We start from the raw sequence: 19,572 nt of genomic DNA on the forward strand, positions 1-19,572 counted from the left end.
ATGAGCCCTTTTCTAACTGGGAATAATACTTAATTTTTTCCGTAGTTTTTTTTCACTAAATACCCAGCCTGTATAAGAACTGATAAGATTAAGGTTAGTATCTAGTTGAACCACGGCTACAAACGGGTAGTGGCCATTACTTCGGTAACGTAAATCAATAAACCTTACCTCATAATAATCATTATACTCATCGACTTCCCAGCGATATACTGGAGAAAAGGACAAAAAGGCTGAAAGGTTTTTATCTTTTTTAGCTGCTTCAATTACTGGTGTATTAGGTACAGGAATACGAATAAAGCGATCAAGAATTTCCACTTTATTATTAATTGCCTTCCCGACAAAGAACTCCTCCAAATTCATAGCAGCAATTCTCCATTGATGAAATCTCATTGTTGGGGCAATTATGATCTCTGTCGCATCTGGGATGATTGTACGTACCTCAACCAAGATTCTTTTTTTCGCTTGGTACCTTTTGAGGTAATACCCAATTATGACCGTATACATGATTAAAAATGTAGGTCCCGGATTAGCTCCTAATACCCAAATTGCAATCCCGGCAATATGAATAGCAAAAATGTACGGATCAAATGTATTAATGACGCCAAGAGCAACCCATTTCGATGAGAAAGGTCTTAGCGCTTGTGTACCATAAGCGTTGAAAATATCAACAAATACATGAATGAAAACAGCTGCGAATGTCCAAGCCCATAAATGTAGAAGATTGGCATTTGGAAAAAACATGAAAACAATTGCTGAAATTAGGATTGGCCATAATAACACGGCTGGGATCGAGTGTGTAACACCGCGATGGTTGCGAATATAGATTGCATTATTTCTTAACTTCAAAACAGTGTCAATATCTGGTATTTGTGAACCTGCAATTGTGCCAATTAACACGCTTGTTGCAGTAGCATGGCTGCTGGCAACAGCGGGATCTAATGTGGCAAGTCCGCCTAGGGCTATGCCCATGACAATATGTGTTCCAGTATCCAAGAAGAAATTCCTCCTTTATAGGTTCTTGTCAAAAAGGCTAATTTAGCTTATCGTAAAATGAAATGCTTATTTATTTATTTTCCCTTTTTTCTTAGTGTTTAACAAGCTGGAGGAATAAAAGTTATGATAATTGAACATGAAAATTCTGAAAAAATCAATATAAAAGCTTTTCAAAATGATTTAATCTCTTGGTTCAAAAATGAACAACGAGATTTACCTTGGCGTAAAGACCGTGATCCGTATAAGATATGGGTCTCTGAAATTATGTTGCAGCAAACCAGAGTTGACACGGTAATCCCTTATTTTAACCGCTTTATTGAGTGGTTTCCAACCATAAATGATTTGGCTGAGGCTAACGAAGATAAAGTGTTAAAAGCTTGGGAGGGTCTTGGTTATTACTCAAGGGTGCGAAATCTCCAATCTGCAGTTAAAGAAGTAAAAGAAAAATATCATGGAGAAGTTCCTAATACACCGCAAGAGATTGCCGAGCTTAAAGGTGTGGGCCCATATACAGCTGGAGCAATCTTAAGCATAGCATATGGCATTCCTGAGCCAGCTGTTGACGGAAATGTCATGAGAGTAATGTCCCGTATTTTAACCATTTGGGATGATATTGCTAAACCAGCATCTCGAAAAATATTTGAAAAGGCAGTTCGTGAATTAATATCACATGAAGACCCGTCATCCTTCAATCAGGCGTTAATGGAATTAGGGGCACTTATTTGCACCCCGACATCACCATCCTGTTTATTATGTCCTGTACGCGAACATTGCCAAGCCTTTAATGAAGGTGTTGAGCAGGAACTTCCCGTAAAAACTAAAAAATCTAAAACTCGAAATGTTCGACTTGCTGCGGCATTATTAACTGATCCAGCTGGGAAAATATTAATTCATAAACGACCTGCTGATGGTCTATTGGCTAATTTATGGGAATTTCCAAATGTTGAGCTTTTACACGAAATTCAAAATGATCGAGAGCAGGTATTCAGTCTTTTTCAACAGACACTTCACTTGGACGTTCAGCTTGAGAAAATAATTGGACAGATTGATCATGTTTTTTCACATTTGATTTGGAATATAAGTATCTACACAGGAAAGTTACCTTCCACGTTTAAAGAAAGTGAAGGTTGGAAACTTGTCACCTTTAAAGAAATGGAGCAGTATGCATTCCCGGTGCCCTATCAGAAAATATTTAAGTTGTATCTTGAGTTATTAGAATAGAGCGCCGCACTTGCGGCGTTTATTTATTTATATCTATACGAAGTAGCATCAAGTTCGGACACGGCAGCCCCCTAGATAAGCTAACCCTGTCCGAAGTAGCAACAAGTTCGGATACACCATCCCATCAGGCCATTCGTCACTGACAAAGACACATCCATTTTTTAGGCAAGACATTATCAATCATAAACGGTCTTTGTTCCATGGGTATAATCTGCCTCATTACGTTTAATGCCGCCGCGATTTTCGATTTCCTCAATTATTTCACGGTGGATAGTTTGTCCCTCACTATTTAAATAAGGGGCAATCTGTTGTAAGGAATGATGAAAAAATGCAAGCTCGCTATCTTGCCAATCAGTCTTCGACATCATTGAAAGTTCAGTCATATCCCGTCCTACGTACATCATTTACCACTCTCTTTCCATAAGCATTTAATATTAGTGTTTTATAATAATTGTCAACTATTCATTGAAAAGATAAAATGAAACAATACATAACTAACTCTAAAATAGAAGGGGATTAAAAAATGACACAAAAAGTAGCACTTGTTACGGGCAGCAGCAGAGGAATTGGGAAGGCCACAGCTCTCCGGTTAGCGGAAGCTGGATACGATCTTGTTATTAATTATGCGAGAAGTAAAAAGGCCGCTCTTGAGGTAGCTGAGCAAATTGAAGCAATTGGCAGAAAGGTACTAATAGTAAAGGCAAATGTTGGTGATGTAGCAAAAATTAAAGATATGTTTGCCCAAATTGACCAGAAATTTGGCCGTTTAGATATATTCGTAAACAATGCTGCTTCTGGCGTTCAACGTCCGGTAATGGAACTTGAAGAATCTCATTGGGATTGGACCTTAAATATTAATAGTAAGGCATTATTATTTTGCGCCCAAGAAGCGGCTAAATTAATGGAACGAAATGGCGGAGGCAAAATCGTCAGCATTAGTTCCCTAGGATCGATACGTTATTTGGAAAACTATACGGTCGTTGGTGTATCTAAAGCAGCATTAGAAGCTTTAACGAGGTATTTAGCTGTTGAATTAGCCCCTAAGAATATTATTGTAAACGCTGTTTCTGGTGGTGCAGTAGATACGGAAGCATTGAAACATTTTCCGAACCGAGAAGAGTTACTTGAGGAAGCAAGGAAAAAAACGCCAGCCGGAAGAATGGTTGAAATTGATGATATGGTTAACAGCGTTATGTTCCTGTTATCTGAACAATCCAGCATGATTCGCGGACAAACGATTATTGTGGATGGAGGAATTTCTTTACTTGTTTAATTATTTTTAAATAATTTTTATGGATAATCTCCACGAAACGGGACATATTAATTTCGTGGAGGTGATAACAATGGCAAACTTCAATCAACAGCCAAACAAAACTTCTTCTGGGACAAATTTCCAGGAAGTAAGACAACAAAATGCTCAATCTGCACAAGGCGGTTCACAAGGCCAATTTGGAACTGAATTTGCAAGTGAGACAAATGCACAAGAAGTAAGACAACAAAACGCTCAATCTGCACGTGGAGGTTCACAAAGCGGTTCACAAGGCCAATTTGGAACTGAATTTGCAAGTGAGACAAACGCACAAGAAGTAAGACAACAAAATCAACAAGCAGAATCTCGCAAGAACCAAAACAGCAGCGGCCAATTTGGTCAAGAATAATAAAATACTTATGATGAAGAAGGTGCTCTTATTATATAAGGGTGCCTTCTTTCTTGATTGCAGTTTAAATGGAATTGTTTAAACTTATGCAAAACTTTCGGTTTCGACAAAACTTCCCTTATGTTTACAGAAATAGTCAAAGGATTAAGTAAGTTATTCAAGAATACATATATTAGCTTAAAAATAAGGCGGTGAGGGAAATGAATCATTTTAACAGATTAGTTTCCGAGCAAATGGCGACAATGGAAAAATTACTATACCTGCAAGCAGAGGTAGAACGTTGTCAACAAATTGAAGAGGAGCTCCAGACTTTGCAAGATGCTACAGATCTTGAAAGTATTCAGACAGATATTCAGCTGATGAAAAAAGAGTTAAAGGAAATTCAGTTGATTTTTGAAAAGCAGACAGAAGAGGTAATAAATACTTATCGGCTAATGAATTTAAGCCCATCCGTCTAGTTTCAGAAGTAAAAAATGGAAAAAAATACGCAAATTTTTACAAAGAGCCATTGAATTATGGCTCTTTTGTTTTAAATTCTAGTCTTAACCGTTATAATAATAGAAAATAGGAATTTTACTTTGTTGCCTTTTGTCGTTAATTATTAGTTGTATAGGTTACAAAGCGTTCAGGAATGAAGGTAGGGGAGAACATGGTAGTACCCATAGAAGGTGAACCGATGCAAATACATAGCTATAAACATAATGGGCACATCCATCGCGTCTGGGAAGAAACAACCGTTTTAAAAGGGTCGCAAAATTTAGTGATTGGTGGAAATGATCGGACACTTGTAACAGAATCAGATGGGAGAACATGGATTACAAGAGAGCCTGCCATTTGTTATTTCCATTCACAATACTGGTTTAATGTAATTGGGATGATCCGTGAAGACGGCATTTATTATTACTGTAATCTCAGTTCACCATTTATTTTTGATGGTGAAGCACTAAAGTATATTGATTATGACCTCGATATAAAGGTCTATCCTGATATGACCTTTAATTTACTAGACGAAGATGAATATGAACGTCATCGCCGCGAAATGAATTATCCGGATGTAATTGATCAGATTCTTAAAAGGAATGTGGACAAACTCATTCAATGGATCAGGCAGCGTAACGGCCCTTTTGCACCAGATTTTATTGATATTTGGTATGAACGGTATTTAACCTATAGACGTTAAATGCAAATTATAGTTTCACACTAATTTAAAGCCAAAGAACCCAAGGGAACACCTGTACCTTTGGGTTCTTTGGTTATTCAGGATCTTCTTCAATTGATACTTCATTGTGATGATAAGAATGAAAACTAGTGATTAAGGTATCAAGATGCTCTACTTGTTCACCATAGTCAATAATAGAGGCAACGATTTGCATTAAATGATAGGGACTTGGATTATTAGGATCGCTGTTTTCCTTTTGATGTTCTAAAAAAGTGTCCAATAAATCTTGCTTATTCAAGTACACAATCTCTTCCGTTTCAAATGGAGGGGGTGTTGGTATTTTTCCAATAAAACGAAGCAAGACCTGTTCATGATGATAAATAAGGCTGTCCAGTTGTTCTTGGATGGTGTGGGTATAGTCTTCTGGAAGCTGAAGAAGTTCGTTTTCAAAACGATGGAGCCTTTTTAACGTATCAAGCGCTTTTTTAGCTGTTATATTCAATTGCCTATAAATAACTAGTTTTCTTGATTTTTCAGGATTATTCTTTTTAAAGTAACTTCGTTCTTCCTTGTACATGGAATAGAACTGACCCATAACCTGAATGCTGTCTTTAAATTTTGTAATATCAGTTTTAAGAAGGTAATGATCATAGTCATGCCGTGTGCTTAAGCGGATCCACTTAATAATTTCCTCAGTTGTATCTACAATCTTAAAATAAAGCTTATTCTCATATTTGGGCGGCATAAATACAAGATTAACGATAAATGCCGAGAATACACCAATCATGATAGTCGTAAAACGAATACCCGCGAAGTGAATAAAGTCACCACTCTGTGTCTCCATAATGGATATTAATGTGACAAGTGAAAGTCCAATGGTATTCCCTAGTTTCAGCTTTAGGTTTAAAATGATAACAATGATGGCAGCCAAACCGATAACAATGATGTGATTCCCTAAAAGAAGAACAAAAATTACTGCCAGTATGGCGCCAATAATATTTCCCTGGATTTGTTCAATGATAGTCAAATAGGAGCGGTAAATGGTCGGTTGAATGGCAAATATAGCAGCAATCCCAGCAAAGACTGGGGAAGGTGAATGCAATAATTGACCTAAGTATAGTGATAAGATAATAGCAATTCCCGTTTTTAAGATGCGGGCACCTAACTTCATTTTGAATAATTTCCTTTCAGTAGGACGTATTTTGCTCAGGTAAATATAACAAATTAGTACTATACATGGATTGAGCCAGATAATCAAGAGATTTTCATTTGATATATATTCTTTTTATACCCGAAAAATGTGTAAGAAAAAACGTCCGCAAATTTTGTGCGGACGTCTTTTTGAGTAGGATCACTCTGTGGAAACAGATGGATCAGCTTGTTCTTTGACAGGAAGGATTTGAACAAAATGATCTTCTGGGTTGGCTAACAGACCACGGAGCTGATTAGCTTCATCAAGTTGGCCATTGTCTGCTAACAAATTAGTATATTGAGTTAATAGCTCATTAATATCTTGTTTGCCTTTTTCATTTAGTTCAGTGACAGATACTTTGGCGCCTTTGGCAACCCTTCTTGTAATCGCCTCTTTCGTAAGGCCCAATTCAGGTTGATAGCGAACATAAACGACACCACCAGTCATACCGGCACAAATCCATGGACCAGGGTCACCTAACACTAAACCACGGCCATTTGTCATATATTCAAAGGCAAAACCTTTAATATTAGCGTTAGCGCCGATGTTGCCAGCTTCTTTTTCAGGAAGAGGTTTTTTCACCGCACCACCGATAATTAAATCAGCACCTGAGAGGCGGATTCCAGCTCGGGCATCTGCATTTCCTTGAGCAACAAGGAGGCCTTTTTGTGCACCGTATCCAAAGCCCTTACCTACAGATCCATTTAAATAGCGGCCATTCATTCCCTTAGATTTAAGAACATGAATATTTCCACCAAAGGAAGTCTTTCCGACACCGTCTTGACCACCGCCGTTTACAGTGATGTCAATTCCTTCACTATTGTAAGCTCCTAACCCGTTACCCGGAATGGATCCATCCTTATACTTAAGTTGTATTGGTGCTAGTTGTTTGTATGAACCATCCAATCTGCCGCGAACACGATGACAAGATACCCTGCTGCCTAACACCCTCTGTTCGGATGTTACACTAGCAAATTCACGAGAGGAAAGAAGTTGATCGACACTGCCATCAAGATATTCAGCTCCAGCAGCCACCTGCATCTTAACTTCTTCAATCGATTTTGACGGCTCAAATTTAGCTAACTGACTAATTTCTAATGGTTTTAGTAAATAAGATAGGCTAAGTTGACGCTCTCCCTTAACCTGCTCTAATAATTCTGAATGCCCAACGGCGTCTTGAAGATTTTTAATTCCTAATGACGCGGTGAGTGCTTTTAACTCTGTTCCAAAAGCTGTAAACAGGTTCATAATCCCTTGGACAGCTAATTCTAATTGTCTTGGTACAAAACGGCGTAGTCCATGTTCCTTTGCTTGGGCTTCGGATTCAATTTGAGTGGCAATCCCAACATGGCAAGTATCCAAATGACAGCCTCGGCATGTTGTACAACCAATTGCCAGCATTGACAATGTACCAAAACCGACTCGGTTAGCTCCAAGTAACATAATCTTCATGACATCCATTGCGCTCTTCATGCCGCCATCGGCCCAAATTTCTACTTTATGGCGCAGTCCACTTTCCAATAGGGCATTATGGGCTGCTTTTACACCTATTTCTACTGGTAAGCCAACATATTGCAGGGCATGGATCCTAGCTGCCCCTGTTCCGCCATCAAAACCACTAAGGGTAATAATGTCAGCCCCTGCTTTCGCAATTCCGACAGCAATGGTTCCGATATTTGGTACGACCGGTACCTTAACAGCAATTTTTGCTTGGTCGTTTGCTGTTTTTAATTCAAGGATCATTTGTGCTAAATCCTCAATAGAGTAAATATCATGGTTATTTGATGGTGAAATCAAATCCGAACCTAGTGTAGCATTACGTGCGGCAGCAACCTTTGCGGTAACCTTTGAACCAGGTAAATGGCCGCCTTCACCGGGTTTTGCACCTTGACCAATTTTAATTTCAAGCAAATTTGAAGAGTTTAGGAGTTCTGCGTTAACTCCAAAACGGCCGGAGGCAATTTGCTGACCCCTTGTTTTCGGATATTTACCAAGCATATCCTTAATTTCGCCGCCCTCACCATTTAAACTCACCATATTCAAGCGATCCGCACCTTCGGCATAGGCTCTAAACGCTGTTTCGTTTTGGGAACCGAACGACATGGATGATATTATAAATGGTAAATCATGTTCTCCAACACGAATATCTACCTCATCAGGAGTTAGCTGTTTATCGGTTTTCTTAAGAGTCACTAAATGACGAATCGTGGTTGGATTTTGTTCTTCTTGCTCCGATATTTTATCGCGATAAACACTGTAATCACCTGTCGCAGCAATTTCACCGATTGCTTTCCAGATACGAGGGAAGAGATGGAACGTTTTTCCGACTCTTTCTTTCTCATTCTGATAGTCTTCAGCTCGTTTAAGAGAATCTAATTTCATTGCAGCAAAATCAGTTTCAAGTTCCTTTGAACCGAAAAAGTTGACTATATTTAAAACATTGGCTACTTCTTCATGTAATCCAATGCTTGAGAATAATCTGCCGTAGCCACGCAACTCATGGATGCCAATTGTTGAGATGACTTTTTCTATTCCTTTTGTCAACGCACTATAAAGGTTGGTTAAAGGTTTTGTTGTGTCATCAAGAACTGTCAAGAACATATAATATGGGCTTATTAAATCTACACCCAAACCAAATACTGTAATAATATCATGAAGTGAACGAATCGCTGCAGACCTTAATACTAAGGAACAGTCTCTTCTTAAATCTGCTTTCACCAATGCTTGATCGATCGCCGACGTGACTAAATGTGGATCAATCCAATAAGAATTCTCTTGGTGTGCTTTTGCATCATCAAGGACAAGTAATGTTTTTCCGGATTGGACGGCTTGAACTGCTTCGTTAGCCAATCTTTCCAATGCCTCGTTAACCATTTCATTGTCAGTAAAGGTAGTTGAAATAAATGCTGCTAGTTTTTGCTCTTGAAAATGCTGAACTACTTGATCAAAGCTAGGCTGTCCTAAGTCTTCGGAACATGTAAAGCCTGCTTTTCCTTCCAAGAGGAGTGGAGTGGTAAGCTCGATCACTGCAGCTGGTTTTATATCAGTAAATAAATCCGGACGCTTTCCAATAATTACCCGTGTGGAGAAATGTTCTGTTTCACGATCGCGGTCTATCGCTGGATTTGTAACAACAGCAACACTTTCTTTTATATAATCAGCAATATTTATACGTTCAGGATTAAGGGCCGCGAGTGGTGCATCATGTCCCAGTGACCTGATTGGTTCGACGCCTTTTTCAGCCATTTGTTCAATGAGTTGAATATGATCACGTTCCCAGCCAAATGCTTTATATTGACCGTTATGAATTTTGTCAGGATAATTCATCGTAACTGTTTTAGCTAATGCAGGTGGTTGTAACCGAGACCTTGAGTTCTTTAAATTTAAGCGTTGTGAATAGCGGTTATACACTTCATTTTGGTATGCCGAGTGCTCATAGACATCCAATTCTTCACCATTCCATTTAAATCCAACCTTTTCACCTGGTGCTAATGGCTTCGGATCGTTTACATACTCACTTGATGGTATAATTCCTGGTTCAGAAGAAAAGAGGTAGGAGGATTCCGTCTCAAGCATCCAAAGTGGGCGGAGCCCTAGAGCATCAACGCTAAATACCGCTTCATCACCGTAACGTGAAATAATGCCTGCAGGTCCTTGAGCGAAATGACCCCATGCCTCACGAAGATAAGTATATAAATCTTGCATATGCTCAGGATATGCCTTAATTTCATTTATAATCGGCGGAAAAAGAAGATCCATCGCCTCAAAAAGTGAATAGCCGTCACGGCTTATTAATGTTTCAATTGTACGGCTTAAATCTTGAGAATCGCTACCGTCTTTTACAAGGGGGACTTTGATCATTCTTGCTTCATCGCGAAGTTTTGCAATCGTATTAATTTCCCCGTTATGACCCAGTACACTAAAAGGCTGTACCCGGAAAAAGCTAGATAGGGTATTCGTAGAGTAGCGATTATGACCCAATGTGATGGTCGATGCAACTAGCGGGCTGGCTAGGTCTTGGTAGTAACGTGGAAGAATATCTCCAGCGCCCATTACTTTATAGACAACATGATTCTGACTTAATGAAGCAACATGAACATGTTCGTTTAACTCAAAATCAATTAAGGCATCGAAAAGGCTCTTGGTTAATTCCTTGTCTTTCTTTGTGGAAACACAGGCAAATTGCCAAAACACAGGATTTTCCTGGATAGCAATTGGCCCAAGTGCAGATGGGTCTGTAACTGTATTTGTCTCAAACACTAATCTTAGATTATATTTTTCTAATTTTTCTTCTAATTCTTGTTTAGTAGAATTCCAGTTTGCTTTTTGGCTGATAAAAACATGGCCTACTGCAAATTCATCTTGTTCTGCAAGTATCGGATCTAGTCCGGCTGCCCTCAATTTCTGTTTCCATAGGTCAGTTGGGATATCCATATGAATTCCCACACCATCACCTTCGCCATTAATAAAACCAGCGCGGTGGTTCATAGTAACAAGAGCTTCTATCACATCAAAGATATTTTTTCTTGTCGGAATTTTGGTCTTTTCAAGGCAAGCGACTATTCCACACGCATCGTGTTCTTGTTTATGGAAGTCTTTAAATTGAGAAGGGGTCCATTTTTGTGTCATTATATTGGCTTCATCGGTTTACCGTTAAAGCCGCTTCACCTCCTATGAAACTGTTAGATTAAGAAAAAGCCGTTTTTGCAGAATAAATCGTGTGACATAATATTACAAAGACTGAGAAACATAATAATCTATATGATATCATAAGAATTTTCAGAAATCAAATAATTATACAAAAAAATGGATGGGAAATTAATGTAGTATTGTATGTTCATAAAAGGTCTAAAGTTGCGCCTGTAAACGTTTTCATTTAATTACCTAAAAATAAAAGGGAGTGTTTTCCACTCCCAGTTGTGAATAAAAAATGCATAATTATTCGGACCTTAGTAAAGAAAATGCATTTCTTACCGCTTGTATTGTAACTTCTATGTCCTCTTTCGTATGGGCTGTTGTAAGGAACCACGCTTCGTATTTTGATGGCGCAAGATTGATTCCTTGATGAAGCATCAGCTTGAAAAACTTAGCAAACATTTTACTATCGGTGTTTTGCGCTTGCTCATAATTTACAATTTTTTCATTTGTGAAATATACAGTAAATGCACCTTTTAACCTGTTAATAGTAATTTGAATTTCATATTCTTTAGCAGCCTTTAAGATTCCGTCCTCAAGCATTGCACCTAACTGATCCAGCTGGTCATAGACTCCTTCTTCCTTTAACACTTCAAGACAGGCGATACCGGAAAGGATGCTTGCAGGATTGCCTGCGTGTGTTCCCGCTTGATAGGCTGGTCCAAGCGGTGCAACTTCATCCATGATTTCTTTGCGGCCGCCATAAGCACCAATTGGCAGACCACCGCCGATGATTTTTCCGAGAGCTGTTAAGTCTGGTTGAACACTTAATAAATCTTGTGCTCCGCCATACATAAACCGAAAAGCAGTTATGACTTCATCATAAATCACAAGTGCACCCGCAGCATGTGTTAAATCATTAATCTGTTCTAAGAAGCCGGGTTTTGGTTCAACAATCCCAAAGTTTCCGACAATTGGTTCCACTAAGACAGCAGCTACTTGACTTCCCCATTTATCTAAAGCTTCCTTAAAAGGTTCAATATCATTAAATGGAACGGTGATCACCTCTTGGGCAATACTTTTTGGTACACCCGCCGAATCTGGCGTTCCAAGTGTTGATGGACCTGATCCAGCCGCAACAAGGACGAGATCGGAGTGTCCGTGATAACAACCGGCAAATTTGATGATTTTATCCCTGCCAGTAAAGGCACGGGCAACTCGAATTGTCGTCATAACCGCTTCTGTACCAGAATTGGTGAACCGCACCTTATCTAATGAAGGGATTGCTTCCTTTAGCATTTTTGCAAATTTTACCTCATGAGGTGTAGGGGTTCCGTAAAGAACACCTGTCTCAGCTGCTCGGGTAATAGCTTCAGTTATATGCGGGTGAGCAAAACCAGTGATGATGGGTCCGTACGCTGCTAGATAATCAATATATTTATTACCATCCACGTCCCAGAAATAGGCGCCTTTAGCACGTTCCATTGTTACAGGTGCACCTCCGCCCACGGCTTTAAATGATCTGGAAGGACTGTTGACCCCTCCAACAATGTGTTTTAACGCTTCATTATGTAAGTTTTCTGATTGAGTAAATTGCATAATTTTCCTCCTTAAATAAGTACCATACTATTTTAGCACTTTTTTAAATGACTTCTATCTGTTTTATATTTTAGAAAATTTGTTAAAATTCCGATTATATTTTTAAATTGAAACCAAGCACTATGCGTAGTTTTTGATATTTTATCGGCCAAGCCTGCATAGGAATAGAATAACGCGTATGGACAATAGGGGTGGTATTCGTGTTTTATTTCTTGCTGCCAATCGTTATTTTATGCATTTTTATGAGCTTACGAACGTTATTCATTCCTAATACGATTAGAGGAAAAATTGTTTCTGTTGAAAATTTTCTCTACTTAGGGACGGTTTACTTGACGATCATTCTTGGCTTTGGACTCATTTATCTTCTATTTAATTTAATCGGTACTCCATTGCTAAAGGAAGTGAATAATCATCCTGGAACTAACATCTTTGAAACCAGTTTTTATTTTAGTGCAATGACCCTGTTTTCAGTCGGTAATGGTGATGTATTGCCACAGGGATTAGGACGTATTATTGCGGTAATCGAGGCGTTGATTGGCTATACACTGCCAGCTGCCTTCGTTGCAAGAGTGATGTTTAACCGGGAAAAATAAGCATTAGGATGTTAAATGGTGAGCGAATAGGTTAAACTTTACAATAATCATCTATTGTAAAGGAGAACAAGTAAATGACTATAGAAGTTGGAAAACTAGCTCCGGATTTTGAATTAAAAGATAATCATGGAGAAAATGTTAAATTATCGAATTTTCAAGGGAAAAGTGTAGTTTTGTATTTTTACCCCAAAGATATGACTTCGGGATGTACGACAGAAGCTTGTGACTTTCGAGATCTTCATCAGAGTTTTACAGAACTAGATTGCATTATTCTCGGAATCAGCCCGGACCCGCAAGAAAAGCATGAGAAATTTATTGATAAGTATGATTTGCCATTTTCTCTTTTAGTGGATGAAGATCATCGTGTGGCGGAAATGTATGGGGTTTGGAAATTAAAGAAGAACTTTGGAAAAGAGTATATGGGAATTGAACGATCGACATTTGTCATTGATCAAAAAGGAAAAATAGCCAAAGAATGGCGGAAGGTAAAAGTTCAAGGACATGTGGAAGAAGCGTTACGATTTGTAAAAGAAAATCTAGCTTAATACTTTAAAATAAATAGGCAAATAATATTTTTTCACCCCCTGACAAATTTTAGCTAATGGTCAATTAGATTTCGAATAAGAAAAAGCAGATCGGATAAAGCTAAATGAGTAATTATTGATAGGGGGGATTATTATGTATTTTTATCGAGAAGATTTAATTAATATCATTGTACCTGACAAGCCAGATCCTGCTGCTGCTAAGGTTCTCCAAGAAACATTAGGAGGAAGATTTGGTGAGATGCGGACCATGATGCAATTCTTCTTTCAAAGTTCTAATTTTCGTGGCAATCAAAAGCAGTTCCGCGATTTAATTCGAGGTGTTTTCCTTGAGGAAATTAGCCATGTAGAACTCGTGCAAACAACGATCAATCAGCTTTTGAATGGAGCAGGGGAAGAGGCTGTTGGTGCTGGCGGTCATACGGGTGCCCCGCTTGAAGAGGCCATTAAACATGCAAATCCACATCATTTTATTATGGGTGCACAAAGTTCGCTCCCTGTCGATGCAGCGGGTAATCCCTGGAATGGTAATTATGTGTATAGTCATGGAAATTTAATTAGCGATTTATTGGATAATGTCGTTTTAGAATCAACAGGGGTTCTGCAAAAGTCGCGGATTTATGAAATGAGTTCGAATAAAACATTTAGGGAAACGTTAGCATTCCTAATTGTCCGCGATAATGCCCATCAAAATGCTTTTGCCAAAGCTCTAGAAACACTTGGTGTAGACTGGGCCAAACTTTTTCCAGTCCCTAATTACGACATTAATAAGTATCCCGAATGCCGAAAATATGTAGAAATGGGCTTCCATAATGCTCAATTCAATTTCAGATTAGATGAGACACTCATTGGTCAGATATTCCAAGGAGAATCGCCAAGTAGAAATGACGGAACACTTGCAGTAGTTCCGCCGCCAAAAGGATACCCTGTACCGGTGCTGCCGGAAATGCCGAATGAACATAGTCCTGGATTACATGACTTAAATAATTAATTCTTTCTCTAACAATAAAAAGGATGAACACACTTTTTGTGCTCATCCTTTTTTCATTATCTTCATAAGTTATAATATTTTATATTTCAATAATAATCGGAAGGATCATCGGTCTTCTTTTCGTTTGTGAGAATAAATATTGTCCAATCGCTTTTTTAAGATTCTGCTTAATAACATTCCATTGCCTAACATTATCTGCTTGCAAATCATGGACTGTTTTTTTAGCAAGCCGGTTAACTTCCTTAAGGAGATCATCTGAACCTCTTGCATATACAAAACCACGAGTAATCGTGTCCGGTCCGGAGATAATTTTTCGGTCTCCCTTGCTAATGGTAATCACAATGACGAGCATGCCATCTTCGGACAGATGCTTTCTATCACGTAACACAATCTCCCCCACATCCCCAACACCCATCCCATCTACGTAGGTGTCACCAGCCGGAACGGTTCGGGTTTTACGTGCAACCTGGTTTTGAACGTCTACGACATCTCCATTTTTTATTATAAAGGTATTCCCTTTTTCTACCCCAACTGATTCAGCTAACAGACGGTGGTGATGCAGCATCCGATACTCCCCATGAATAGGGATGAAATAGGTAGGTTTCATTAGTGTAAGCATAAGCTTCAAGTCTTCTTGATAGCCGTGACCTGAAACATGCATTCCAGTTGAACTTCCCGACCCATAGATCACTTTAGCGCCTAATTGGAATAAGTTGTCGACGATCCGGGAAACATCTTTCTCATTCCCCGGGATGGGTGAGGCCGCTAAAATAACGGTGTCTCCAGGATAAATGGAAACATCCCGATAGTTTCCACTAGCGAGCCGTGAAAGGGCAGCCATTGGTTCCCCTTGACTTCCGGTACAAAGGATGACAACCTTTTCTGGAGCCAGCCTGTCGACTTCATTTGCTTCTATAAGCATCCCTTCAGGAACATTTAAATATCCCCGTTCAATCGCAACAGAAACGACATTCACCATACTCCGGCCAAGGAGCGCAAGCTTGCGGTTCGTTTTGATTGCTGCTTCGACAACTTGCTGAAGACGATTCACATTCGAAGCGAATGTTGAGACAAAGAGTTTTCCTTGAGCTTTCGTGAATGCTTCGTACAAATGATCTCCCACCATTTGCTCGGAGGGGGTTAATCCCTTACGTTCAGCATTCGTACTTTCAGAAATCAAAACTAGTACACCTTCCTGACCTATACCAGCCATTTTGTGAATTTCCGGAAACTGATGGTTTGCTGGAGTTAAGTCAAACTTGAAGTCCCCAGTATGTACAACATTCCCTTCAGGTGTATGAAAAACAATACCAAGACAATCCGGTATACTATGGCTTACTTTGAAAAATGATACCTGCACTTGTCCGAAGTTTAGATTTGAATCAGAATGGATCGGAATAAGTTCAGTGTTTCCTCTTAACCGGTGCTCATCTAGTTTTAATTCAATTAGTCCTAAAGTAAAACGAGTAGCATAAATGGGTACATTTAATTTCCTTAGAAAATAGGGAACACCGCCAATATGATCTTCATGTCCATGGGTTACAATCAAAGCCCTTATTTTTTCTTGATTTTCTTCCAGGTAAGTAATATCAGGGATAATTAAATCAATACCTAGTAAGCTTTCATCAGGAAATTTTCCTCCACAGTCGACTATGAAGATATCATCTGCATACTGAATAACATACATGTTTTTTCCAATTTCATTAATACCGCCTAAAGCTAATATTGATAAGGCTTTTTCTGTATTCGTCAAATCATTTCCTCCCAACTCAGTAAATAATAATAGTATTATTCCCTTTTTGGTTTATTTTGATGTAGCTCCAAATTTAGAGAATAGGATCCATTATTATAAAGATTAACTTGCCTTTTTAAAGCCTATTTTTATTAAGAAAGGCATTTGTCCAATGCATGTAAGTGACAATTGAATATCATTTTATTAGGGCATACCTCCTCAGGTAAGTTATTGGGGTCAAAGTGACCCCTTTTTTTATGGAAAAAGGGAGGAGTTTCAATTTTATGAAAATTTTATCTATAATCAAGGTGAAAACTATTCTTTTTTTTGCTTAACAGGTGATATGATGGAGAAAAATATATTCAGTAAAGATTAAAGAAATGTATGTAATACCATGAATACATAAAGTAGTAAGAAAGAGTCAACAACATGTTGTGATGGAGGTATAAAAATGAAAATATATACAAAAACCGGAGATAAGGGAACCACTTCTCTAATTTATGGACAAAGGGTTTCTAAGAATGATTTACGGGTTGAAGCATACGGTACAGTAGATGAAGCCAATTCAATGATTGGATTGGCTTTAAGCTATTTAAGCAAGGAACATTTTCAAGGGAAAGAAATAATTGAAAAGGTATATCATAAAATACAAACAAACCTTTTTCATGTTGGAGCTGAATTAGCAACCCCAAAAGGGAAGGAAGTTAAATGGTCTCTAGCTGCTTCCGATATAACGTTTTTAGAAGGACAAATAGATGAATGGGAACAATCGTTGCCGCTATTAATGAATTTTATCCTGCCAGGAGGACATCCGGCTGGCGCAGCGTTTCATGTAGCCCGAACTATAGCAAGGAGAGCCGAACGGTGTGCAGTTTCATTAGGTGAAGATGTAAACCCGCTTGTGTTAGCTTATTTGAATCGTTTATCAGATTTATTGTTTGTGACAGCCAGGTATGTAAATCAACAACTTGGAGCAGTTGAACAATCTTTGCATGGAGATCATTAGATATATTTGTAAGTTAGTTAGATAACAATATTGACAAAAGTACAAATCAATTAGTAAAATTAATTATAACAATTATAATTTAATAATATCTTTTAGAAAGAAGGTGCATGGCGATGAATCAATTAAAAGAAGCGTTGGATACCCTTAAGGACACTGGGGTGAGAATTACTCCGCAACGTCATGCGATACTTGAATATTTAATAAACTCAATGTCACATCCAACTGCAGATGAGATTTATAAAGCATTAGAAGGTAAATTTCCTAATATGAGTGTGGCGACGGTTTACAATAATTTACGAGTATTTCGTGAAGTGGGTCTTGTAAAGGAATTAACGTATGGTGATGCATCCGCACGTTTTGATTTTGTGACAACACAACATTATCATGTTATTTGTGAGCATTGTGGTAAGATTGTGGATTTCCATTATCCAGGTTTAGATGAAGTGGAGCATCTTGCTTCCCATGTTACGGGCTTTAAAGTCGAGAATCACCGTATGGAAATTTACGGCGCTTGTCCAGAGTGTGCAAGTAAAGAGGTTCATTGATTTTGGAACGGTAAATTAATTGAGACAAAAAAGGAGGATGACTAAACCTTTAGGCAAAAAGCCTTTTAGGTAATGTCATCCTCTCTTTATTTTTTCCCTTTTTTAGAATTATATGTTTCATCAAATTGTTTACCTTCGAGTTTAGGGTCCATGGTTAATGGCTCACGACAGTACATGCACATATCCACTCTTCCAAGCATTTTTGTCATTTTTCCACAGTTAGGACACTTTACTTGAATGGTCTTGGTTGATAACATGCCAATCCAGAAATAAACAACAGTACTAGCAATAATAAAAAGCAGACCTAGCAGCATAAAAATGGTCATAATAATAGGTGAAGTTCGAAAATAAATACCTATGTACATAACAATAAAACCAATAAAAATTAATGATAATGCGAAGGTACGAATTTTATTTATTTTACTCGAATGCTTTGCCAAGATATTCCCTCCCTTGAGAAAACTATACCATATTTAGATTCTAAGAAAAAACACGATGCAAAGAATGTCGAAAAATGTTTCGTCAAAAGAAGGAAATTTCCTGCCTGTGTCGAACTTATTATGCTTACCTGAAAAAATGGAGGAATGATGAATGGAAGACATTCTTCGGCCTATCTATCAAGAAAGGGCGAGTCAATCCAATACTCTTGGAGTTTTGTTGATTGAAAAAAAAACAATATCCAGTCATATAACAGATTCGTTTGATGTAATCTTGTTAATTATAGTTAAAGAGGCAGACAAGCCAGTATTTATTAAGCACTATTCGTATGACGACAAAAAGGCGGCCATGCATATCATTGCGGAATCGAAGCTGCAAGAATGGCTTTTACTAGGAACGAATAGAAAAATTTTTGAATGGATTCATGAGGCAAAAATTCTTTTTGATCGAAATGAATTCGTAGCAGATTTAAAAACAGAACTTCGAGAATTTCCGTTTAACGGACGGAAAATTAAGATGGGTTTGGAGTTTGCTAAATTAATTCGTCGGTATGTAGATGGGAAAGCTTTATTTGAGAGTAAACAATTTTTGGATGCATATAATCATGTTGTTCATTCCTTGCATCATCTTGCTAGATTAGCTGTAATTGAAAACGGTCTTCATCCGGAACTCACTGTTTGGCAGCAAGTAAAACAAATAGAACCTGAAATCTATAAATTATATGAAGAGTTGGTTAATAGCGAAGAAACGCTAGAGAAGAGACTTGAGCTTTTGTTCCTTGCTAGTGAGTTTATGATCCATTCTCGAACGAATATTGGGACGGCACATTTATTAGAGGTTTTAAGTGGGAAAGAATATTGGATGTTTAATGAAATTATGAATGAAAAAGAACTAATTCCTTATTCTGTTGATTTAGCAGTGCTGCTGGAGTTTTTAATTGAAAAACATGTGATTAAAGTAGTCAATATTGAAACAAAAGGACATGGTGTTTTTCATAGGTGTTATCGTGCGAAATGATTCTTTTTAAAAATTATTGTAAAAAAGCAATAAAACGTATTGACCTTTTTATAAATACTTGGTATATTAATAACCGTCGCTGCGATGCCATCTATTAAAGCTTTCGTAAGTGACGGTTATTATAAAAAAAGTTATTGACATCACAAACGCCTTTATGTTATATTAATAAAGTCGCTTGTGAGAGTGATAAACAATTGTTCTTTGAAAACTAAACAAACAAAAACGTCAACAAACAATAATATTAGTTTCGT

18 protein-coding genes are annotated in these 19,572 nt (G+C 38.0%); 11 read left to right on the forward strand and 7 right to left on the reverse strand.

Annotation, left to right across the window (positions count from 1 at the left end; all coding sequences use genetic code 11):
* Window positions 1-12: 12 nt before the first annotated feature.
* Complete coding sequence (locus AC4E8C_RS05660) at window positions 13-993, reverse strand: metal-dependent hydrolase (protein WP_490210965.1); 981 nt, start codon at window positions 991-993, stop codon at window positions 13-15.
* A 123-nt stretch (window positions 994-1,116) separates the two neighbouring features.
* On the opposite strand from AC4E8C_RS05660, the gene mutY reads away from it, so the two are divergent.
* Complete coding sequence (mutY, locus tag AC4E8C_RS05665) at window positions 1,117-2,214, forward strand: A/G-specific adenine glycosylase (protein WP_490210967.1); 1,098 nt, start codon at window positions 1,117-1,119, stop codon at window positions 2,212-2,214.
* Window positions 2,215-2,390: 176 nt separating this feature from the next.
* Here the strand turns inward: mutY and AC4E8C_RS05670 are convergent, their stop codons facing one another.
* Complete coding sequence (locus AC4E8C_RS05670; RefSeq protein WP_490212484.1) at window positions 2,391-2,615, reverse strand: hypothetical protein; 225 nt, start codon at window positions 2,613-2,615, stop codon at window positions 2,391-2,393.
* A 122-nt stretch (window positions 2,616-2,737) separates the two neighbouring features.
* On the opposite strand from AC4E8C_RS05670, the gene fabL reads away from it, so the two are divergent.
* The 4 genes from fabL (at window position 2,738) to ntdP (ending at window position 5,052) form a co-directional block, all read left to right on the forward strand.
* Window positions 2,738-3,487: an enoyl-[acyl-carrier-protein] reductase FabL gene (gene fabL / locus AC4E8C_RS05675; protein ID WP_490210968.1), complete on the forward strand. Its 750-nt coding sequence runs from the start codon at window positions 2,738-2,740 to the stop codon at window positions 3,485-3,487.
* Between the two features lie 70 nt (window positions 3,488-3,557).
* Window positions 3,558-3,872, forward strand: a complete 315-nt coding sequence (locus AC4E8C_RS05680; RefSeq protein WP_490210970.1) for a gamma-type small acid-soluble spore protein — start codon at window positions 3,558-3,560, stop codon at window positions 3,870-3,872.
* Between the two features lie 200 nt (window positions 3,873-4,072).
* Window positions 4,073-4,330 (forward strand): YgaB family protein, encoded by a 258-nt coding sequence (locus tag AC4E8C_RS05685; protein ID WP_490210972.1) that lies wholly within the window; start codon window positions 4,073-4,075, stop codon window positions 4,328-4,330.
* A gap of 191 nt (window positions 4,331-4,521) precedes the next feature.
* The gene (gene ntdP, locus AC4E8C_RS05690) at window positions 4,522-5,052 is read left to right on the forward strand and encodes a nucleoside tri-diphosphate phosphatase (protein ID WP_490210973.1); all 531 of its coding nucleotides are present in this window, start codon (window positions 4,522-4,524) and stop codon (window positions 5,050-5,052) included.
* A 73-nt stretch (window positions 5,053-5,125) separates the two neighbouring features.
* On the opposite strand, the gene AC4E8C_RS05695 is transcribed toward ntdP, so the two are convergent.
* The 3 genes from AC4E8C_RS05695 to AC4E8C_RS05705 form a co-directional block, all read right to left on the reverse strand.
* Window positions 5,126-6,202 (reverse strand): FUSC family protein, encoded by a 1,077-nt coding sequence (locus tag AC4E8C_RS05695; protein ID WP_490210975.1) that lies wholly within the window; start codon window positions 6,200-6,202, stop codon window positions 5,126-5,128.
* 180 nt (window positions 6,203-6,382) lie between these two features.
* Complete coding sequence (locus tag AC4E8C_RS05700; RefSeq protein ID WP_490210977.1) at window positions 6,383-10,852, reverse strand: glutamate synthase-related protein; 4,470 nt, start codon at window positions 10,850-10,852, stop codon at window positions 6,383-6,385.
* Between the two features lie 309 nt (window positions 10,853-11,161).
* On the reverse strand, window positions 11,162-12,457 hold the full coding sequence (locus AC4E8C_RS05705; protein ID WP_490210978.1) for a glutamate-1-semialdehyde 2,1-aminomutase: 1,296 nt from the start codon (window positions 12,455-12,457) through the stop codon (window positions 11,162-11,164).
* A gap of 200 nt (window positions 12,458-12,657) precedes the next feature.
* Between AC4E8C_RS05705 and AC4E8C_RS05710 the strand changes: the two genes are divergently transcribed.
* From AC4E8C_RS05710 to AC4E8C_RS05720, 3 genes are all read left to right on the forward strand, one after another.
* Window positions 12,658-13,050 (forward strand): ion channel, encoded by a 393-nt coding sequence (locus AC4E8C_RS05710; protein WP_490210980.1) that lies wholly within the window; start codon window positions 12,658-12,660, stop codon window positions 13,048-13,050.
* Window positions 13,051-13,124: 74 nt separating this feature from the next.
* Entirely contained in the window at window positions 13,125-13,595 is a 471-nt protein-coding gene (gene bcp / locus AC4E8C_RS05715; protein ID WP_490210981.1) for a thioredoxin-dependent thiol peroxidase, read from the forward strand.
* Between the two features lie 133 nt (window positions 13,596-13,728).
* Window positions 13,729-14,583: a manganese catalase family protein gene (locus AC4E8C_RS05720; protein WP_490210982.1), complete on the forward strand. Its 855-nt coding sequence runs from the start codon at window positions 13,729-13,731 to the stop codon at window positions 14,581-14,583.
* Window positions 14,584-14,662: 79 nt separating this feature from the next.
* Here the strand turns inward: AC4E8C_RS05720 and AC4E8C_RS05725 are convergent, their stop codons facing one another.
* Window positions 14,663-16,336 carry a ribonuclease J gene (locus AC4E8C_RS05725; RefSeq protein ID WP_490210983.1) on the reverse strand — a complete coding sequence of 558 codons (1,674 nt, stop codon included), beginning with the start codon at window positions 16,334-16,336 and terminating at the stop codon, window positions 14,663-14,665.
* A gap of 430 nt (window positions 16,337-16,766) precedes the next feature.
* Here AC4E8C_RS05725 and AC4E8C_RS05730 point away from each other — a divergent pair, with 430 nt between their 5' ends.
* Window positions 16,767-17,321, forward strand: a complete 555-nt coding sequence (locus AC4E8C_RS05730) for a cob(I)yrinic acid a,c-diamide adenosyltransferase (RefSeq protein ID WP_490210985.1) — start codon at window positions 16,767-16,769, stop codon at window positions 17,319-17,321.
* 107 nt (window positions 17,322-17,428) lie between these two features.
* Window positions 17,429-17,866, forward strand: a complete 438-nt coding sequence (perR, locus tag AC4E8C_RS05735; RefSeq protein WP_490210987.1) for a peroxide-responsive transcriptional repressor PerR — start codon at window positions 17,429-17,431, stop codon at window positions 17,864-17,866.
* Between the two features lie 86 nt (window positions 17,867-17,952).
* On the opposite strand, the gene AC4E8C_RS05740 is transcribed toward perR, so the two are convergent.
* On the reverse strand, window positions 17,953-18,309 hold the full coding sequence (locus AC4E8C_RS05740) for a YgzB family protein (RefSeq protein ID WP_490212485.1): 357 nt from the start codon (window positions 18,307-18,309) through the stop codon (window positions 17,953-17,955).
* Window positions 18,310-18,457: 148 nt separating this feature from the next.
* On the opposite strand from AC4E8C_RS05740, the gene AC4E8C_RS05745 reads away from it, so the two are divergent.
* On the forward strand, window positions 18,458-19,321 hold the full coding sequence (locus AC4E8C_RS05745) for a nucleotidyltransferase-like protein (protein ID WP_490210988.1): 864 nt from the start codon (window positions 18,458-18,460) through the stop codon (window positions 19,319-19,321).
* Window positions 19,322-19,572 lie beyond the last annotated feature (251 nt).

Source organism: Neobacillus sp. SRL179 (assembly GCF_984799095.1).

Coding starts and splice junctions, on each gene's coding strand:
- mutY (WP_490210967.1), top strand. CDS start 1,117: ATGATAATTGAACATGAAAATTCTGAAAAAATCAATATAAAAGCTTTT.
- AC4E8C_RS05670 (WP_490212484.1), bottom strand. CDS start 2,615: ATGTACGTAGGACGGGATATGACTGAACTTTCAATGATGTCGAAGACT.
- fabL (WP_490210968.1), top strand. CDS start 2,738: ATGACACAAAAAGTAGCACTTGTTACGGGCAGCAGCAGAGGAATTGGG.
- AC4E8C_RS05680 (WP_490210970.1), top strand. CDS start 3,558: ATGGCAAACTTCAATCAACAGCCAAACAAAACTTCTTCTGGGACAAAT.
- AC4E8C_RS05685 (WP_490210972.1), top strand. CDS start 4,073: ATGAATCATTTTAACAGATTAGTTTCCGAGCAAATGGCGACAATGGAA.
- ntdP (WP_490210973.1), top strand. CDS start 4,522: ATGGTAGTACCCATAGAAGGTGAACCGATGCAAATACATAGCTATAAA.
- AC4E8C_RS05695 (WP_490210975.1), bottom strand. CDS start 6,202: ATGAAGTTAGGTGCCCGCATCTTAAAAACGGGAATTGCTATTATCTTA.
- AC4E8C_RS05700 (WP_490210977.1), bottom strand. CDS start 10,852: ATGACACAAAAATGGACCCCTTCTCAATTTAAAGACTTCCATAAACAA.
- AC4E8C_RS05705 (WP_490210978.1), bottom strand. CDS start 12,457: ATGCAATTTACTCAATCAGAAAACTTACATAATGAAGCGTTAAAACAC.
- bcp (WP_490210981.1), top strand. CDS start 13,125: ATGACTATAGAAGTTGGAAAACTAGCTCCGGATTTTGAATTAAAAGAT.
- AC4E8C_RS05720 (WP_490210982.1), top strand. CDS start 13,729: ATGTATTTTTATCGAGAAGATTTAATTAATATCATTGTACCTGACAAG.
- AC4E8C_RS05730 (WP_490210985.1), top strand. CDS start 16,767: ATGAAAATATATACAAAAACCGGAGATAAGGGAACCACTTCTCTAATT.
- perR (WP_490210987.1), top strand. CDS start 17,429: ATGGCGATGAATCAATTAAAAGAAGCGTTGGATACCCTTAAGGACACT.
- AC4E8C_RS05745 (WP_490210988.1), top strand. CDS start 18,458: ATGGAAGACATTCTTCGGCCTATCTATCAAGAAAGGGCGAGTCAATCC.